The organism is Campylobacter sp. 7477a (assembly GCF_014892335.1).
GTDB lineage: Bacteria > Campylobacterota > Campylobacteria > Campylobacterales > Campylobacteraceae > Campylobacter_A > Campylobacter_A californiensis.
This window is the reverse complement of record NZ_JADBJH010000018.1, coordinates 1-16,879: the sequence shown is the minus strand read 5'-3', so window position 1 is coordinate 16,879 and position 16,879 is coordinate 1. Positions and strand designations below refer to the sequence as shown.

Genomic DNA, 16,879 nt, shown 5'->3' with positions numbered 1-16,879 from the left:
AGGGCTTTAAACTCCTAAAATCTATCAAAGTTTTTTGCCACAATTTTTTGTCAAAGTTTTTTATAAAAAATTTTGACAAAAAATGTTAATAGATTTTCATCACTCCAAAATCGCATAATTGCGCCAAATAAGTGAAATGTTCGGTGACGGCCGATGTTTTATTAAATAGGAGTATAAATGCTTGTAGAGTTTGAAAAAGAACTTATCGCCACGATTAAGGAAGTGTGTGAAAACACAAAGCCTTACCTTGGCGAGTTTGAAGATAAAAACGAGATGGAGCTGCTTATAAAAGGCGGCGAGAGTTTTGTGTTTATCGAGTTTGTAGGAGAAAAATATGAGGACTACGTAAATAAAGTAGCTACATACAATATTCATATACTAACGGCAACCTCAAGTAAGCAACAGTCGTATAGGCAAGAAAACAAATATAACTGCCTTGATATGTGCGAACAAATAGATAAAAAGCTTAAAAACGTGGTGCTAAACAATGAATTCGGCGTAGAGCTTGGAACTTTAAAAGTACTGCATAATAGTATAACCGACTATGGTTATATCTATGTTTTATCGCGCGAAATTCAGACAAGCTTTAGAGAAAAAGACGAATGGCTGGAGGGAAATTAATGCGTTTTGGGACGGATTTGATTGCGCTTAAAAAAGAGAGCGCAAGCGAGGAGCTGGTTGAAATTCTGCTTGCAGTGACGGGCGAATGGAAAGGTCATTATGCGGGAGAGTTTCGTATTGACAGCGCAGACATCGAAAAGATGAAGCTAAATTTTGACGCTAGAAAGATTGATCTAGTAATAGATTATGAACACCAAACTCTTATGGGGCGTGAAGCTCCTGCGGCAGGCTGGGTAAAATCTATGAGCATTAAAGAGGGCAAACTTTACGGCATGGTAAGCTGGACTGCAAGAGCTAAAGAATACATAAAAAACGGCGAATACCGCTATTTAAGCCCCGTGTTTAATTTTGGTGCGCGCGATAACAAAAGCGGGGCATGGATAGGCTGCGAGATTGAAAGCGTAGCCCTTACAAATACCCCGTTTTTAGATGAACTTGACGAAGTTAGAGCAAACAAAAACCTTAATCCAAAAGGAGAAAATATGGATAAATCCAAACAACTAGACGCCGAGGCGATAGAGGCGACAAAAACTGAGCAAGAAGCTACTATCACCGCGCTAAAAGCGGAGCTTGAAACGGCAAAAGGTGAGAATGCCGCATTAAAAGAGGCTCTTGCGACGAGTGCGGTTGAGAGTGCAATTATCGCAAATAAGATTAGCGAGCCTCAAAAGCAGTGGGCGTTAAGCTATGCTAAAGCCGATTTAAACGGCTTTAACGAGTTTTTAAAAGGTGCTACCGCTATCACGCAAAAACCGAATTTGCAAAATGATATGTTTGCAAACAAATCAGGAGCAGCTAATAGCGGCGAAATAGACGTAGTTAAATTTGCACTACAATAAGGTGGCTCGCATTAGCCGAGCTTAGTCTTTAGCGCGTTTCCAAAGTGCTAAACTTTGGTAGCAGGATGGATTTTATTTATCCGAGAAGTAAAAAATTAAAGGAGAAAAGATGCCAAACGAAATAAAAAAACCAAAAACCTACGACGATGTCGTAGTAAATGAGGTGCTGACTCTAAATGCCAAAATAGAGACAAATAAGCCGCTTGAGTGCGGCACGGTGCTTTTTAGCATAAATGGCGGTGAAAGTTTTGCTGCGGTAACGCAGGATAATCAAACCGCCACTATTGCAAATGCGGCGGCGGTATTTGGCGTGCTAACCGATGGCATAGATAGCACAAAAGAGGCGGGCGTACTGGTGCTTGGCGAAGTTATGCTTGACGGCGCGGCTTCGGAGCTAAAAGTCGCACTATTTAAACAAAAAATCATAGTAAGGGGTTAATATGGATGAGTTACTTAAACTTTTCACGGTCGAAAAGATGACTGAGATCATCAATCAAACAAAGGCCGATCAGAGCTTTATAACGGATACGTTCTTTACCAAATGGACGCCGACGCTTTCAAATACGCACAACCTTATCATCACTAAAGGCGCAGGCACAATCTTAAAAAGCGTGAGTGAAAACGGCGAGCATTTGGTAACCAAAAATCCCGACGAAACGATCATCTCAGTGCCGCTGCCTCGCTTTCCTCAGCAAGACGTACTAAGCGCTAGCGAGATGAATTTGCTAAAGACCCTAAATACTCAGAGCGAGCAAGCAAAGAGTTTGGCGGCGGCTATCGGCAGAAAGCTAAATAAACAAAAAAGCAATATCACAAATACTATCGAGTATATGGCAATCGGCGCAATATTCGGTAAGGTGATGGACGGCGAGGGTAATACCTTGTTTGAGCTTACGGCAAATCGCAAAAAGGTGAGCATAAGTGCGACAACCAAGCTATCTACTATGCTTAGCGAGATAGAAAAGGCTCAGGTCGAAGTCTTGGGTGTTGCAAAACCATATATTGCGTTGGTAACAAGAGAGCTTTACGAGGAACTCTTAAAGATAGTCGAAGATGGAAAACTGCTAAACACAAGCGCAGTAAAAATATTCGATAAAAACGGACTACTTACGCTTGAAATTTTCGGCAAGACCTTCATGCCGTATGATGCAACGTATAAAAATACCAAAGGAAAGCCGACAACATATATGAGCGGTAAAAAGGGTGTAGTCGTGCCGCTAGATAGCGAGATTTTCGAGATCGTATATACTAGAGCTAATCACACGGAAGCTATCGGTAAGGCTCCTACGAAATTTTTTGCGGCTACTCCTGAAGTTTTGCCTCGAGGTGCGGGTTGGAATATCGTAAGCGAGAGCAGACCTATTCCGATTTGCAACCGTCTTGACGCCATAGTCGAGCTTGAGTTTGCATAATTTGGACGGCTAGGCAAGTAAAATCAAAATAAGGGGCTTTAAGCCTCTTATTTTGTAAAAAGGTATCAAAGTATTAAAAATATATTTCTAAAGCTTTAACAGGCTATTAAAAGCGTTAAAAATATATTTTTGGAAAGGAGCAGAGTGGAAACCATAAAATACGACGCAGCTGATACGTTGCGGTGTGCTTTAGGTGGGTGCAGGGAGTACTTGCACTTCCGCTCGCAGAACGGACTTGGTTCGTTCGAGAAGTCAAGATGATAAGCAACGATGATTTATTAAAAGAGGTGTCTTTAAAAGAGCTAACCGAGCTAAGCGACTTTGAGGGAAGCAAGAGTATAAATCAAGCCGTGATCGACGATAGCAAAAATGATGCGCTTGCATATATCGGCTCGTTTGTTAAAATCCCTGTAAATCCTACCCATCTCTTAAAAGACATAGCCGTAAATTTAACCGTTATCGAACTAAAAAAGCGCAACAACTTCCCGAAAGAAGCGCTTAAAGATCAACTTGAAAAGATAGATGCCTTGCTGCTAAAAATGGCTAGCAAGAAGATCCCGACCGAGCAAAGCGATGATGAAACGCCTACGCAAAAGCTTAGAGCCTTTAGGCATATCCAAACGAGAATAGATTTAAAGGGATTAAATGGATAAGGTAGAAATTAAAATTTTGGCACGTGAGCTTTATTTAAAAGGCTTTAACATCGAGCGTATAGCCGAAATTCTAAACAAAACACCAAAGACTATAAAAAACTACAAAACCGCCGACGGCAAATGGGACGAGCAAAAAGCGGCAAAGTATTTAGGCGACACGGACAACGAACGCGAAAACATATATCAAAACTTTATCGAAGAGATGAGACTAGCCGTTAAAGACATTAGAGAAAGCGAGCTAAGCGCAGGCAAGAAAGCTGCCGCTCTATCAAAGATTGGGGATAGCTTTGTGAAGATGACAAAGGTTGCAAACCAAGAAGATCCCAGGGCTTATAAACTGAGTATCGCTAAAAAAGTCATTAAGCTAGTTGTGAATAAATTTAAAGATGACAATAATAAAGAGTGTATCAAAAAACTGCTTGAGCTAATAGAAAGCGAAAAATTTATCAGGGCTATCGAAGAGTTGGACGTCTAAGGGTAGAATATGCTTTTTTCAAGAGAGGAACTAGATAGCTTTTTAGAGGATACTAGAGACAAATTTGAGCGTGAGGGCATAAGCGAGCCTGAGCTTTCTAAGCTAACGCGCAAAGAATTTGGATCGTGGCTTGATGAGCTAAAAGATGAATTAAAAGAGCAGATTAGTTCAAACGTTACGCTTGATCCAAAACTTAAAAATGAGCGTATTAAACGAGCCGAACACGATTTTCTTTTCTTTGCAAAGACATATTTTCCACACTATTTTACGATAAAAGGCGAATGTGCGCTACATAGTGACTTAGTAACGATCTTTGAAACCATATCAAAAAATCCAAACGGAGATAAATTCTCTCTAGCAGCTCCGCGCGGACACGCTAAAACTACCTACTGCTCCCAACTACTTCCGCTTTGGTGTATAGTTTTTAATAAAAAGCGTTTTATCGTTGAAATTTCAGACGCGGTCGAACTTGTCGAGGGTAACCTTGAGGCTATAAAAGTGGAACTTGAGAGTAACGCAAATTTAAAAGCCGACTTTCCACACGCTTGCGGCATTAGCAAAAACTGGAAGATGGGCGAGTTTATATCCTCAAACAGCGTAAAGGTAAAGGCGTTTGGCTCGGGCAAAAGACTGCGCGGTGTAAAATACGGCACTTATCGCCCCGATCTTGTCATACTTGACGACCTCGAAAATGATACAAACGTTAGGAGTAAAGAGCAACGAGATAAGCTTGAGGCGTGGCTAGATGAAGCCGTACTTAATCTTGGCTCGGTTGACGGCACTTTAGACGTACTTTATATAGGCACGATACTTCACGCCGATAGCGTGCTTGCTAGAAAGCTAAAGCTTAAATTTTGGAATGCCAAAAAATATCAAAGCATCATAGAATTTCCGCATCGCATGGATATGTGGGAAGAGTGGGCTAATTTATATCGCAACGTCGGCAGGGAAGTTAGCGATAAATTCTATCTAAAAAACAAAGCCAAGATGGATGAAGGCGCAAAAGTTTTATGGGAAGAAGCCTTACCGATTTTAAAGCTTATGCAAAAAAGAGCCGAAAATTTAAAGAGCTTCAACAAAGAGCAGCAAAACGATCCGCGCAGCGAAACTCAAATTTTCACAAAAGAAGGGCTGCATTTTTACAAAGAGCTTCCAAGATGCGATTATTTTGTAATGTATATTGACCCGGCGGGAGAGAAGAAAAAGAGCGACTACACGGCTATAACCGTGCTTGGCGTAAATAAAGGGGATGCGGTTATCTACGTGGCTGAAAGCATTGTCGAAGTTATGAAAACCAAAAAAGCCATAAAAGAGATAATCCGCCTAAACGAGCTTTATCATCCGCGAATTTGCGCTATAGAAAGCAACGGCGGACAGGAATTTTTTAGAAAATGGATACGTGAAAAAGCCTTTGAAATGGGAGTTAAAATGCCTTTAAAAGGCGTTAATAATACGCAAAACAAAGGACTTAGGATCGAAGAGCTAGAAGTACCGGTTGATGACGGCGAGATACTATTTCACCGCTCACAAACGCTTTTGATAGAGCAACTTACCGAGTATCCCGAAGCCAAACACGATGATGCGCCCGATAGCCTAGCCGGAGCGTATGCGCTTACAAAAATAGCTAAAAAAATTCAAAGGCGAAGATTATGAAATTTCTAAATATTTTTAAAAACAAGCAAGAAACGACCAAGCAAGCCAAAAAATCAGCAGTCCTTACGCAAAATAGTACGCTAATAGGCATGCTTTTAAATACGGGCGTTTCGACCATTAGCGACAACGACATAGATATGATTTTAAACGATCTTAGCGTTACGCAGTGCGATGTAAGCCGTAAAGCCGTAACCGAGAAAAAAGAGATACAAATCATATCGGATAATGAAGCCGTAAAAGATGAATTTGAGCGTATATTTAATCCCGACGTCGTTAGCCAAATTTTAGAAACTTACCTTTACGGACTAAATGTTTTTGAAGTCAATTACAAAGAAAAAGAGGGCTTGCTTTTCCCACGCCTAGTTCAGCGCGATTTTAGGTCATTTAAATTTAATGATGCCGGCGAGTTTGTGTTTAGTGCAAGCGGTAGCGAACAAGCAATACCGCCTTTTAAGGTTATCTATGCTCTAAACCGCGCAAATTTTAGAAAGGCTTACGGAGACGGGCTGCTTAAAAAGCTATATTTCCCCGTAAAGATGAAAAATGCAAGCCTTAAATTTTGGTTTAGATTTTTAGAGCGCTTTGGAAGTCCGTGGGCTGTGGCAAAGACCGATTATGATGCCGAAGGTCTTGCAAGCGAAGTTCATGCAATGCTTGCGGGTGATAGCGCGGTAATTGATAAAGATGAAGAGATCGAGCTTATTCAGCCTACGGCAAATATTGATTTTTCAAAGCTACCAAGCTATTTTGATAATCAGATAAGCAAGGCTATTTTAGGCGCAAATTTAACAAGCGACGTTAAAGAAGGAAGCTTTGCCGCTTCAAAAACTCATAATGAGATAAGAGAGGATCTGGCTGCAAACGATGCTAAAATTTTGCTTTTTGTGATAAATAAGGCAATTAGCTTTTTTAAAGAGATAAACGGCTTTACGGGCGAGTTATACGCCAAGCTTTATGATGAAGATGCACCAAACCTTGAGCGTGCACAAAGAGATGAAATTTTACACAATATGGGCTTTACGCCGACGGCTGATTACATAAAAGCCGCATATAATATCGAGCTAGACGAAAGCGAAAGCAAGACTCAGGAGGGCAAACGCGCAAATAAAGCAAACACGTCAAATAGACCGAAGTATCTTGATAAATTTGACGCCGCAATGGACGATAAAAGACTAAATACCGCACTTAATGAGTTAAATTTGGAGGGCAAGCTTGATGAAATTTTAAGTCGTTGCGAGACATACGAACAAGCTTTTAATGAGTTTAGCAAGCTTTATGAGAATGCGCCGCTTGAAGAGCTAGAAGAGATGATGTTTAAAGCCGTAGCAAATAGTCAGATAGCGGTGTATGAGTATGAATAAAATAAATCAATACGACGAGCCCGACATGGCTCGGTGTGCTTTCTCAAAGAGAGTGCAAGGCACAAGAGGTGGGTGCAGGGAGCAAAGCTACCGCCCGCAAAGATGGGCTTTCTCAAAGAGAGTGCGCGAGCGCACAAGGCTCATCTGCGGAGTAAAGATATGAAATTTAGCTTTTTTGATGAGCCTACGGCTGTCGTGGAGTACCTGCAAAACAAAAATGCAGAGTTGCATTTTGATTATGACGAGATAGTGCATGATGCGCATAAAAGAGCTTTCACGATCGCAAAGATGACCGATCTTGATCTGCTTAAAGACGTGCAAAGCTCGCTTTCACACGCTTTTAAAAACGGAGTAGGTTTTGAAGAGTGGAAGAAGCAAATCAAACCTAAGCTTGCAGCCAAAGGCTGGCTTGGCGAAACACAGGTCATAAATCCAAAGACGGGCGAAGTAAAAAAGATATATGTCGGTAATCGCAGGTTAAAAACAATATATAACACAAATATGAGAACCGCCTACGCGCAAGCTCGCTATCAAAGCCAAATGGAAGCTAGCGGAGAGTATTTTAGGTACGTAGCGGTGCTTGATCGCCTAACGCGCCCGGCACATAAAAGAATGCACGGAGTAGTGATCCCAAAAACTGATAAATTCTGGGATAAAAACTATCCGCCAAACGGCTGGAACTGCCGCTGTAAAGTGCAGGTTTTAAGCAAAGAGCAGCTAAAAAGTCGCGGTATTACGCCGCTAGCGGACGGATCGTTTTTAAAAGACGTAGCGAGCAAGGACTTTGCGTATAATCCGGGCAAAAGCGCAGACCAACTGGATGAAATTTTATCTAAAAAGCAAAGCGCCGCACTTGCCGCGCTGCGTCCTAAAGAGCAGGCTAAACTAAAAGAGCAACTAGCCAAATTTGAGCATGAGCGTGATTTATACACGTGGCAAAGCGGACTAAATTATGCAGTAGATGAGCTTTTGGTAAAGAAAAATTTAAAAGCTCCTATTAGTGTATTTGCGCTTGGCAGGCTAAGTGACGACATCGTAAAAAAGAGCGAAAAGGTATTAGATATAAAAATAGAAACCACGACTATTGTGGGAGATAAGCACGGCATACTTCACATTCGTCCCGAGCGCAAAAGCGAATACGGGCAGGATTTAAGACTGGACGAAATACGCCGTATCGTCGATGTCTTAGACGACAAAGACACGCCCGTAAGCGTGGATACGAAAAACAAGAATATTCTTTTTTGGTTTGACGACGAGCAGGACGACACTAAAATTAATAAAATCGTGGTCGATCTAAACTACAAATTAAAGAAATTTGGACTTACAAATTATATGGTTACGGTCGGAAAGGTCGATAAAACAAGTAAAGACGAGGCTGAATATATTAAAATCAGATGACGGCAGGAGTTGCACCTGCAATACAGGTCCGATCCTACAAAGTAGGCACCTATCGACTACTACATTGCGATCATCAATCATCTGATTTAACATTATTTTACCACTTTATATCAAGGGAAGTCAATATGATAGAAGTAAAGGGGCTTGAAAAGCTGCAAACCAAGCTAAGAAATATCCAAAAATTAGAGCATCGCACCGCACCGCTTATGGAGCAGCTCGGCGAGATACTTAAAAACTCTATTGAAGATAGCTTTGAGAACGAAAAAAGCCCATTTGGCGAGCGGTGGAAGCCACTTGCAAAAAGTACCTTGCAAAACAAACTAAAAAAAGGTAAATCAGAGAGAATTTTGCGCCGTGAAGGAGATTTGGCGGACAACTGGGTGCTAAAGTCAGACGATGATAAAGCCGTTATATCAAATAATGCCAACAACAAAGGCTTTGCTTACGGGCTAGCTCATCAATTCGGGGCAAACGGCGCAGGACGAGGCAAAAGAACAAAAATACCCGCTAGAGCGTTCTTGCCGGTCGATAAAAACGGCAAGCTGGCAAAGGATGTTAAGCGAGAGATTAAGGCCGAAGTGATTAGTTTTATAAAGAGTATTTAAAATCTATCTCTTTTTATGTTTGCGATATATCCACGGCGCAATAGGATTTTTGTCACTCCACAGCCCGACGCCAAGAGCTCTTGCGTTGCTTTCATCGTTTAGATATTTAGTCGAGTATTTTACAAACGCCCAAGCGTAGCCGCTTTTAACGATTGTTTGATTGATATTGATGCCGTTTAAATACACGGTGGCGATAACTCTTTTGTATCTATCTTTGCCGTTAGGGACTATTTCTACGATCCTGTCCGCAACTAAATTTGATAAAAATTTAGTTGCCTTTCTTCCAAAAGCCTGACTTTTTTCGGGGGCATCTATTCCGTCTAGTCTTATTTTAATGGGTTTGCCGTCCGCAAGAACGGATATGGTATCGCCGTCTGATACCTTTATGACTTTGGCTTCAAAAGAGTATAAATTTAAACAAATTAGCAGTAAAATAAAAAGTTTCATATATGCATTTTAGCATATTAAAACAAAGCGGGCTCTTTAAGCTCTCTTATAATCGCACTTACGCTATTGTAGCTTAAGTTGTGCTTTGCGGCGATTTCACGTATTGCCGCAGTGCTTGATTTGCCATCCTTTACGCTTTGCTCGTATTCATCAAGAATATCGGCATTTCTATACGTAGATTTGTAGCTTGGCACGTAGATACTAGAGCCGCCGTACTCTTTTAGCACTTCGGCAATATCCTCGCTGTCTTTAACTTTATTGTAAAATTCAACAAACAGATCAAAGTTGCTTAGCATCTTTATTTCGCTCTTTCATATTCTTTAAGGCTTTGATGATATCGCTAGCTTCGGCTCTTTTTAGCGAACTAAGGTGGAGCGGGCGAATTTTAACTATACGATAGATAAAATCTCTCAAAGCCATCTCGCTCTTTACTCTAGCCACCTCGTTCCAAATGCCCGTAATCGTATCAAGTTGCTTTTTAGTGGCGAATATATACTCTTTTCTAGCCTTTAAATTCTCTTTTACTCTTCCTAGCGATTTAGGCTCGTAACCGCACAGCAGCGCAACAGCTCTAAGCTCTTCTATGCTTAACTTGCTTAAGCTATCCTTGCCGTATTGCGCTTGTAAATAGATCTTGCGACACTCGTCGTCTACGAAGTAGTTATGTTTTAGAGTGTGTATCATCTTGATATAAAATCTCTTTAGCTCCGCCGTTTTTTGCTTTGCAACCGGGTGGGTGTTTGATCGTTTCATATTACGCTCCAACTATTTTACAACTATCAAATAGCGAATTTTCAGGCTCTTTGGCGATAGTTGTAATAGTTGTAGAAGTCTGACTTGGCTGCCTACAACTATAAAATATGCTCTTGCCGACTTTTTGGCTATACCACAGCTTGCCGTCAAATTTATCCAAACACTCGCGCGCCGTTTTATCGTCTTTTTCATGTCCTAGCAAACTTAAGAACTCGGTCTTGTTTAGGCTTTCGCGCTCTTTTAGTAGCTTAGTGGCTTTTGTGGTAAAGCCAAATTCATACTCGCTCATCATCGCTATATCTTTTTCAAGAGTAGCCAAATCAAGGCTAGTCACATCTAAGCAAAACGAGCTATCGACTATCGCCGCTCGCTCTTTTTGCACTTCAAGGAAGAAATTTAGCTCGTTTTCATTGGCCGGACGTTGATTTAGCTTATACATGCAATCAATGGCGTTTCTTATGCAGGTGCTTCCCTGATAGTTCTTGCCGTCTTTATTTGCGTGATGAAGCACTATGATAGTAGCTCCCGCTTCACGCATATTCTTAAGCGCGTCAAATAGCCTCATTAAGCGATTATCGTTAAATAGATCGCAAAAATTTATAAGGCTGTCTAAGAAAAATACGCAGTCTTTATATATGCCCTTAATCGCACTGGCTTCAAGCTGCATTACTAGATCAAACGGCGGCATTTGCAGGCTTGAGCGCTGAATGTATCTTAAATTTTCATATTTTTCTATTAGAAGTTCATCAATACGTCTCTCTTTTAATACGCTTACGGGGTTATCAAAATCTACATAAAAGACCTTTTTGCCGAGTTCGCACATTCGTTTAGCGATAGCAAACGATAAAAAGCTCTTGCCGCTACCGCCCGCAGAGTAGATCATAGTAATGAGCTCTTCGGGCAAAAAGCCCTCTATTAAAAACTCATGCTCTTTTTTAAAATCTCCTTTTTTCAAAGACGACTCTTCTAAGAATTTAAATATATTGTCTTCTAAGGCATTCATTTGCCTATCCTTTTTATAGTTTTTTCGATTAGTTTTAGCGATTTATCGCTTATTGTGATTTCTTGCTGTTTTGGTGCGCTAAGCGCGCTCATTCTTTCTTTAGCGATACTTCTCTCATAATCCTCGCGGCTTATTCTCTTTACGTCGCCGATCTTGTGCTGATTAGCAAAAAGCCAGCTATAAATTTGAGAGGTTTCGGAGCTATCGAGCCTTTTAAATACGCCGTTTTCGTTTATAGAGGCGCTATTTCTTAGGTTGCCTTCGTCATCGACCGTTATCACTACGTAAGGCAAATACCCGCTGCCGTCTTCGCAGCTACAAAGAGCTTCTCCGCGGTAAGCCTCCCTACAAAAGCTTATCATTTCCTCAAGCCCTCGAAAAAAGCTACCGCCGACATACTTTACTCGCTCAAAAGTCATTCTTTGCCAAGCGATAGAGGCTTTATGCACGGCTAGCTCCGTGCTTACGAAATTTGCACGAAAATTATCCGTAAAAATAGCAAAATTTATAAGCTCGTCATCGGGTATAAAATGCAGTTTTCTATCAAATTTTATAATCTTTGCTTGGGGCAAAAAGCCTTTGCTATCACCAAACAAATCAGCGATAAGCTTTGCGCGTTTTGAGGTCATATTTACTCCAAAAGATCGGGGGTCGCATAGATGTTTCCTATTACCACCCAGTCGCCTATGGTATCTAGGTTAAAAAATAGGACATCGCTTTTTACAATACTTACGATAAATTCGCCTTCGCTAAATTTTATAACGCCTATCTCACCGTTTTTAATCATGCATTCGTCTATCGAGTATGGCAAAGACGGTTCAAATTTAACTATATGTCCGCTATAAATTTCATTGCCGTTATGATCGCTCATGCCAGTATATTGCATGATCTTACAAAACTCCATACAGACTACTTGAGTTTTACCTTTTTTGTATTCGATAGTTACGTTTTTCTTGATGAAATCAATCGCCAAGACATCATGAATTTTGCCTGACGGCTCGTAAAATACTTTAAATTTAATATCTTGCATTTTAGTCCTTTGTAAACTCTTTAATCAATGTTTAAAAGATGAATAAACACTGATTAAAGGGCTTATTAGCCCTTTAATTATTTTTGTCTATTCTAGATTTTTTAAATTCCTCATAATCAAATTTAAACCATGCTAGGCTCATAATTACAAAAAAACACAAAAACGCCATCATATAAGGAACTAGTGTTATCGCTATAGTTCCAGTGAACTTTTTAATATCTCTTTTTTGCTCTGATTTGGGAACTATTACCTTAAGAGTTATAACTGTTACCGCTAAAGCATATATATTTAAGAGTAATCCCCATAATAAAAAATTAAACATTAAGCGCCTTTCACATAAGCTCTCAGTCGTGCTCTGCGCACAAATCTAGGCAAGAGTTTGCTTTTGTCTTTTAAACCTTTAAATTGATACCAAACACCGCTATACCGACTGTCTTTTGCTTGATTGCCGCCAAAGCCGCCAAAGTCGTTCTGAGTAGCTGCCAATCCAAACAGACTAGCTATAAGCGCATTTTTCATTATTTTCCTCCTTAAATCGCCGCAAAATCAAGTGTTATAAGATCGCATTTGCTCTCTAAACTATCTTTCGTCTTAAAACGTATGTAGCTTTTTGTGCCTACGATCTCGGTAGCTTCGTCAATCATACCCATAGCCTCTTTCCACTTTGGATCTTGTATCGGATATTGCTTGAGGCTTAGTATTTGTTTGGCATCTACTTTGCCGTTTTTGACATCAAACGCTCTAGTTATGAGCGTGCGGATCTCGGGGTCTGCACTCTCGGTTTTTGCATCAAGATACTCATCAATCTTCTCTTTTGCAAGAACAAGCTTTTTATCAAAGCTAATCTGCTTTGAGATGGCTATTTGAACCTCATTTGTGCCGTTAAAATTTCTTAGCGTTACGTTGCCAAGCCTTGAATTTTCAAGCCTATCTATTCCGTATTCGGCTTTTAGCATATCCATAAAGCTTTCGCACTCGCCATAAGCATACTTTTTAAACTCCCTCATTGCCGCTTGTAGCTCGTTTGCCTTTGCGATAAGCTTTTCAACCAGCTCATCTTCTAGGCTTTTATCTATCGGCACCATCTGCGGGTGGACGAAATTTCCCTCTTTGTTTTGCCAAAAACCTTTTTCATCAAGCTTTGCCATATTTTTCCCTTTCTATCTTAAATTTCTTGATATATTTCGCTTTTAAAACATATCCGTATCGCAAGCAAACGGCTAAATTTTTCCTAGCCTTTACCACCTTAAATTTTAAAGCCATAGGCAAACTTGCGCCTCTCCTTTTTTGTTAAATTCTATTTTCGGGATGTCGTTTGCTATGGCAAATTCTCGCTCGCTTTTAACCCCTTTAGAATTTAGCGTATCCGGATGGGTGCTTTCATAATAATAATCGCACTGCTTTAGCATTTCCAAACCCGCTTTTAGCGCCTGATCTCTTTGCGTTTTTTCATCAAATTTGCCGTCTAGCCTAAGCACGGGACTAACCGCCGTAAAGCCGGCGTTCATTATCTTTGCGCACTCATCAAGCGCGATTTTTATCGCTAGATGGCGCCTTATCTCATCACTACACCTAATGGCCGCGTAAGGCGATGCCACATAAACTCTTATTCGCTCATTCACTCTTTCTCTCCTTTCTTTTTTTACTCCTCGCGGGAGCTAAGCCCACACAAAGTTACGGCTTGCTACCCGCAAGCGTTTTAAGCGATTTGTTTTAAACGCTTAATTAAGCCGTCCGAAAACGGCTTTATAAACATTTAAATTTAAGCGCTCACCCTATCTACTAGCCTCATCGTTTGACGCTCGTATATGCCGCTTCCTACTTGCCTAAACCAATCCTTTGAGTAAAACGCCTTTTGCCCCTTTATCAGTGCCTCTTTGCCAAATACGCTCTCTTTGCGTCTCATTCGCCTGCCCGTTATGTCGCCTTTTTCATTTACGCTCATCTCATAGCCTTTGTTTTCAAAAATCTCAACCAATTCTCTAAGCCCGCTTGCTTGGTCTATTCTTTTATTTGTTTTACCCGCTTCGCTTAGAAACTGCACTTCGTTTGTTTTCATCTCATGCTCCTTACTTTTACAACTTTACAACTATCACTATTTACACCAAAAGAAGCATTTTTGTAGCTTCTTTAATGCTTAGATCGTTTAGCTCCACTCCTGCCGCATCGCTTAGGCTTTTAGCTCTATTTAGAAGTTTCACGCTCTTTCTAAAATTTCCTCTTGCAAGCTCGCCTACCAGTTTTATGCACTCTTTATCTTGCACCCCGTAGCTTTGGCAAAGTGCTACCAAATCATCGTTTACTACTTTATTATTTAGCTCATCAAAGTATGTTAAACCCCTTAATATCCATTTACTACCGACGCGTGAGCTAAGTTGCTCTAGTTCCCTGCCGCTTTTTTCACTGGTTAAATTTAAAAGCAGTTTATTTGTGCCTACTAGTACAAGCGTAGTTTTTGCAAAGTCATAAAGCCTTCTTATGCTCTCTAACGCACGGTAAGGTAAATGCTCGGCTTCGTCTATTATGATGATCTTGTCAAGTTTTGCTAGGCTTACCGCGCAAGTTCTTATAAGCTCGTCTATACTTGCGCCGGTGTTTAGCCCAAGCTCTGAAGCTATTATCTTAAATAGCGTCTTTGCACTCGTGTTTATAGTAGCTTCGATGAGTATGGCTTCGGGATGGCGAGAGCAAAACTCTCTTATCGCCATACTTTTGCCGCTTCCCGCCGCTCCGCTAATTACAGCCATATCTCTATCTTCTACAGCCCAGCCGATTACTGCGTTTATGCTTTTAACGTCTTTTGTTTGTATAAAAATTTCATCTTGCGACTTATCGTTTTTTACGATATAATTGTCGATGTAATTTTTCGCAAGGCTCTCTACTTTATCGGCATACTTGTAGTTTGAGCCTTCCTTTAAATATCCGCTTACATAAGCACCGTTTACTCCTAAAATACCTGCAAATTTATTCTGGCTCATTCCCGTTTTATTTAGAAATTTAAGAATTTCGTTTGCTAGTTGCATGTCTGCTCCTTTCATTTAAATTAAACACTTTAAATGCCGTTTTTAAAGCTTTTAAACAGCCTTTAAAACATTTTCTATCGCCATATCCGTTATGCTTTTTCTCTCTTTTTTCTCGCTCTTTGGCTGAGTGATCTCGTCATAATCAAAGACCGCATTTACGATACTTGCCAAACTATCTTGCTCTTTTATGCTTTGCTTGATCTGCTCTATGTTTGTATCCGCTTTTACCTTATTCTCTTTTTTAAGTGCCGCTTCATGCGCTTTTTTCATCATATCAAGGTCGTATGCTACGTTTAGCTTACTAAATTCGCTTACTTTGGCTTGTTTTATAACTTTTCTGATCTCTTTCAAATTTTGCTTAAATAGCTTGGTCGCAGCCGCAAATTCTTCGGCGCTAAAGCTTGCAACTTCGCTATCTTTTGCCTTACAAATGAACGCACCGCTAAGGCTAAACACGTAAGCTTCGCTCACGTCATCGATATTTACGCTCACTCTTACTTGCGTGCCTACGTTTGGCAAATGTCTTGAGGTGTAGCGAATTCCGTCTATCGTTATACCCTTTTTGCCTACCTGATGCACTCCCTTGCTGCCCGCATATAGCACGAAATTTTCATACTGGACTGCACGTAGCGGCGTATCGTCGCTGTTCCATCTGATGATCGGTGCGCTATTTTTGCGTTTTACGGCGGTTATATCCCACTCTAGCACCGCAGTTTCAAAGCGTTTTTTCATATCTTCATAGGTCAGTAAATTTTTTTGATGAGTTTTTATGATATGACCAAACTCATCTTTGGCGTGTCTCTCACGTTTGGGCGTTTGCTGCTCTATGTTTTCACGCTTTGCAAGGCTTCCGCCGATGTAGCCCGGAGTGTGAGCCATTTTACTTCGTTGAAGCGTCTTAAAGTGCCTTTCTACGTAGGCTTTATCTCTGCCGTGATACGCGCGTGCCGCGTCATAGTCTATATTAAGACCTTCAAGCAATCTTTGAAACTGCTCGCTTACATAGTCCGCCCCGTTATCGCCCTTTATACATTCAGGCTTGCCTAAAATTTCCATCGCACGCCAGAGCAGACGCGTAAGTGCAAGAGCGTTTGAAGTCTCAGCCAAAGTCGCCACGCATCTACCGCTATATACGTCTATTAAACTTAGTATATTTGGTCGCACTTGCACGCCGCCTTCGCCGTCACGCACGATTACGTCTAGTTTTGAGCTATCTATCTGCCATACTTGATTACGCCTAGTTACTAGCGCGCCTTGATCGCCGTGTGCTGGATCAAAGTAGCTTGTAGCCTTATCTGTGCCTTTTGTGATGAGCGTGTATTCTAGGCGTTTATCGGCGTAGTAACTTTTTATAAAGCGACTTATCACGCCCGTATCAAATAGCGGCTCCACGCTTCCTGATAAAAACTCGTAGCGGTTAAATTTACCGCTACGCTTGCCGTATTCTTCGTGCAGATCTTTCCAAACCTGCGTTACGTTAAAATCTCCCGCGCCATACGCTCTAAACTGCGTTAAGATAAACTCCTTCATCCAATCTTCAAGCTTATAACTTCCCTTATTTTTGCCTCGTCTATCAAGCAGACCGCGTAAGCCGTGCTCTTTGTAG

General features: G+C 40.9%; 24 protein-coding genes. 11 read left to right on the top strand and 13 right to left on the bottom strand.

What is annotated here, in order from left to right:
• Positions 1–177: 177 nt before the first annotated feature.
• The 11 genes from CCAL5182_RS08475 (at position 178) to CCAL5182_RS08425 (ending at position 9,017) form a co-directional block, all read left to right on the top strand.
• The gene (locus tag CCAL5182_RS08475) at positions 178–621 is read left to right on the top strand and encodes a hypothetical protein (RefSeq protein WP_336610775.1); all 444 of its coding nucleotides are present in this window, start codon (positions 178–180) and stop codon (positions 619–621) included.
• A complete protein-coding gene (locus CCAL5182_RS08470; protein ID WP_336610774.1) occupies positions 621–1,460 on the top strand; it encodes a phage protease in 840 nt (279 codons plus the stop codon). The genes CCAL5182_RS08475 and CCAL5182_RS08470 overlap by 1 nt, the downstream gene beginning before the upstream one ends.
• A gap of 109 nt (positions 1,461–1,569) precedes the next feature.
• Positions 1,570–1,899 (top strand): hypothetical protein, encoded by a 330-nt coding sequence (locus CCAL5182_RS08465; RefSeq protein WP_336610773.1) that lies wholly within the window; start codon positions 1,570–1,572, stop codon positions 1,897–1,899.
• Between the two features lies 1 nt (position 1,900).
• Positions 1,901–2,872: a major capsid protein gene (locus tag CCAL5182_RS08460; RefSeq protein ID WP_336610772.1), complete on the top strand. Its 972-nt coding sequence runs from the start codon at positions 1,901–1,903 to the stop codon at positions 2,870–2,872.
• A 197-nt stretch (positions 2,873–3,069) separates the two neighbouring features.
• Entirely contained in the window at positions 3,070–3,525 is a 456-nt protein-coding gene (locus CCAL5182_RS08455; protein ID WP_336610771.1) for a phage protein Gp36 family protein, read from the top strand.
• The gene (locus CCAL5182_RS08450) at positions 3,518–4,000 is read left to right on the top strand and encodes a DUF1804 family protein (protein WP_336610770.1); all 483 of its coding nucleotides are present in this window, start codon (positions 3,518–3,520) and stop codon (positions 3,998–4,000) included. The genes CCAL5182_RS08455 and CCAL5182_RS08450 overlap by 8 nt, the downstream gene beginning before the upstream one ends.
• 9 nt (positions 4,001–4,009) lie before the next feature.
• Positions 4,010–5,653, top strand: coding sequence for a phage terminase large subunit (gene terL / locus CCAL5182_RS08445; RefSeq protein WP_336610769.1), 1,644 nt, complete (start codon positions 4,010–4,012; stop codon positions 5,651–5,653).
• Positions 5,650–7,014, top strand: a complete 1,365-nt coding sequence (locus tag CCAL5182_RS08440) for a phage portal protein family protein (protein ID WP_336610768.1) — start codon at positions 5,650–5,652, stop codon at positions 7,012–7,014. The genes terL and CCAL5182_RS08440 overlap by 4 nt, the downstream gene beginning before the upstream one ends.
• Positions 7,007–7,177, top strand: coding sequence for a hypothetical protein (locus CCAL5182_RS08435; protein WP_336610767.1), 171 nt, complete (start codon positions 7,007–7,009; stop codon positions 7,175–7,177). The genes CCAL5182_RS08440 and CCAL5182_RS08435 overlap by 8 nt, the downstream gene beginning before the upstream one ends.
• Positions 7,174–8,412: a phage head morphogenesis protein gene (locus tag CCAL5182_RS08430; RefSeq protein ID WP_336610766.1), complete on the top strand. Its 1,239-nt coding sequence runs from the start codon at positions 7,174–7,176 to the stop codon at positions 8,410–8,412. The genes CCAL5182_RS08435 and CCAL5182_RS08430 overlap by 4 nt, the downstream gene beginning before the upstream one ends.
• Positions 8,413–8,537: 125 nt before the next feature.
• Positions 8,538–9,017, top strand: a complete 480-nt coding sequence (locus tag CCAL5182_RS08425) for a phage virion morphogenesis protein (RefSeq protein ID WP_336610765.1) — start codon at positions 8,538–8,540, stop codon at positions 9,015–9,017.
• 3 nt (positions 9,018–9,020) lie between these two features.
• On the opposite strand, the gene CCAL5182_RS08420 is transcribed toward CCAL5182_RS08425, so the two are convergent.
• The 13 genes from CCAL5182_RS08420 to CCAL5182_RS08360 form a co-directional block, all read right to left on the bottom strand.
• Positions 9,021–9,464, bottom strand: a complete 444-nt coding sequence (locus tag CCAL5182_RS08420; protein WP_336610764.1) for a thermonuclease family protein — start codon at positions 9,462–9,464, stop codon at positions 9,021–9,023.
• Positions 9,465–9,481: 17 nt separating this feature from the next.
• A complete protein-coding gene (locus CCAL5182_RS08415; protein ID WP_336610763.1) occupies positions 9,482–9,760 on the bottom strand; it encodes a hypothetical protein in 279 nt (92 codons plus the stop codon).
• Positions 9,744–10,217, bottom strand: coding sequence for a phage protein GemA/Gp16 family protein (locus CCAL5182_RS08410; RefSeq protein WP_336610762.1), 474 nt, complete (start codon positions 10,215–10,217; stop codon positions 9,744–9,746). Before CCAL5182_RS08410 ends, CCAL5182_RS08415 begins: the two co-directional genes overlap by 17 nt.
• A 1-nt stretch (position 10,218) precedes the next feature.
• Complete coding sequence (locus CCAL5182_RS08405) at positions 10,219–11,220, bottom strand: AAA family ATPase (RefSeq protein ID WP_336610761.1); 1,002 nt, start codon at positions 11,218–11,220, stop codon at positions 10,219–10,221.
• Complete coding sequence (locus CCAL5182_RS08400; RefSeq protein ID WP_336610760.1) at positions 11,217–11,849, bottom strand: hypothetical protein; 633 nt, start codon at positions 11,847–11,849, stop codon at positions 11,217–11,219. Before CCAL5182_RS08400 ends, CCAL5182_RS08405 begins: the two co-directional genes overlap by 4 nt.
• Before the next feature lie 2 nt (positions 11,850–11,851).
• Positions 11,852–12,250: a YopX family protein gene (locus CCAL5182_RS08395; protein WP_336610759.1), complete on the bottom strand. Its 399-nt coding sequence runs from the start codon at positions 12,248–12,250 to the stop codon at positions 11,852–11,854.
• Positions 12,251–12,323: 73 nt separating this feature from the next.
• The gene (locus CCAL5182_RS08390; protein ID WP_336610758.1) at positions 12,324–12,572 is read right to left on the bottom strand and encodes a hypothetical protein; all 249 of its coding nucleotides are present in this window, start codon (positions 12,570–12,572) and stop codon (positions 12,324–12,326) included.
• Positions 12,572–12,769, bottom strand: coding sequence for a hypothetical protein (locus CCAL5182_RS08385; protein ID WP_336610757.1), 198 nt, complete (start codon positions 12,767–12,769; stop codon positions 12,572–12,574). The genes CCAL5182_RS08390 and CCAL5182_RS08385 overlap by 1 nt, the downstream gene beginning before the upstream one ends.
• Before the next feature lie 11 nt (positions 12,770–12,780).
• Positions 12,781–13,398, bottom strand: a complete 618-nt coding sequence (locus CCAL5182_RS08380) for a DUF3164 family protein (RefSeq protein ID WP_336610756.1) — start codon at positions 13,396–13,398, stop codon at positions 12,781–12,783.
• Positions 13,399–13,503: 105 nt separating this feature from the next.
• Positions 13,504–13,872 (bottom strand): DUF7768 domain-containing protein, encoded by a 369-nt coding sequence (locus tag CCAL5182_RS08375; protein WP_336610755.1) that lies wholly within the window; start codon positions 13,870–13,872, stop codon positions 13,504–13,506.
• Between the two features lie 140 nt (positions 13,873–14,012).
• A complete protein-coding gene (locus tag CCAL5182_RS08370) occupies positions 14,013–14,309 on the bottom strand; it encodes a hypothetical protein (RefSeq protein WP_336610754.1) in 297 nt (98 codons plus the stop codon).
• A 40-nt stretch (positions 14,310–14,349) separates the two neighbouring features.
• Positions 14,350–15,273, bottom strand: coding sequence for an AAA family ATPase (locus CCAL5182_RS08365; RefSeq protein ID WP_336610753.1), 924 nt, complete (start codon positions 15,271–15,273; stop codon positions 14,350–14,352).
• A 51-nt stretch (positions 15,274–15,324) separates the two neighbouring features.
• Positions 15,325–16,879, bottom strand: a 1,555-nt coding sequence (locus CCAL5182_RS08360) for a transposase family protein (RefSeq protein ID WP_336610752.1), incomplete at its 5' end; no start/stop codon positions are given.